1 pseudogene is annotated in these 626 nt (G+C 31.2%); it reads left to right on the top strand.

Annotated features, from left to right (window positions below):
• Positions 1–626 (top strand): annotated as a pseudogene (locus tag N5E64_RS15700) (hypothetical protein); the annotation flags it as partial.

The following is a 626-nucleotide window of genomic DNA, read 5'->3' as shown; positions in this document are numbered from 1 at the left end:
AAATCTACTTTAATACTCACTCGAAAAATACAAATACTTATCGATTTACCAACTCAAGAAGAACGCAAAGAGGCATTAGACAAGCTTTATAGATGGCAAAACAGATGTTTTAAAGCCGCTAATTTGATTGTTTCTCATTTGTATTTACAAGAAATGATGAAAGATTTTTTGTACCTCTCTGAAGGTGTTAAATATAAATTAATGGACGAGAAGAAAGATGCAGAGGGTATATTAAAAAATTCGCAAATGAGTACCACTTATCGTGTGCTATCAGACCGTTTTAAAGGTGAAATTCCAACCAATATATTATCTTGTTTAAATAATAGACTCCACAGTTCATACAACAAAGATTCTCAAAGATATTGGAAAGGAGAAGCTTCGTTAAAAAACTTCAAACGAGATATGGCATTTCCTTTTGGAGCAGAAAGTATACGTAGCTTCTCTTACAATCCTGAGAAAAAATGTTTTTGTTTTCGGTTGTTTCAACTTCCATTCAAAACCTATTTGGGAAAAGATTTTACAAGTAATAAAAGGTTATTGGAACAAGTGGTAAGCGGAGAAATTAAACTTTGTACATCACAAATAAAGTTAGAAAAAAGTAAAATATTTTGGTTAGCTGTTGTTGA

This window comes from Empedobacter sp. GD03739, assembly GCF_029843245.1.
GTDB classification, from domain to species: domain Bacteria; phylum Bacteroidota; class Bacteroidia; order Flavobacteriales; family Weeksellaceae; genus Empedobacter; species Empedobacter falsenii_B.
Note: the sequence above shows the minus strand (reverse complement) of the source record. Positions and strands in the feature narration are given on the sequence as shown.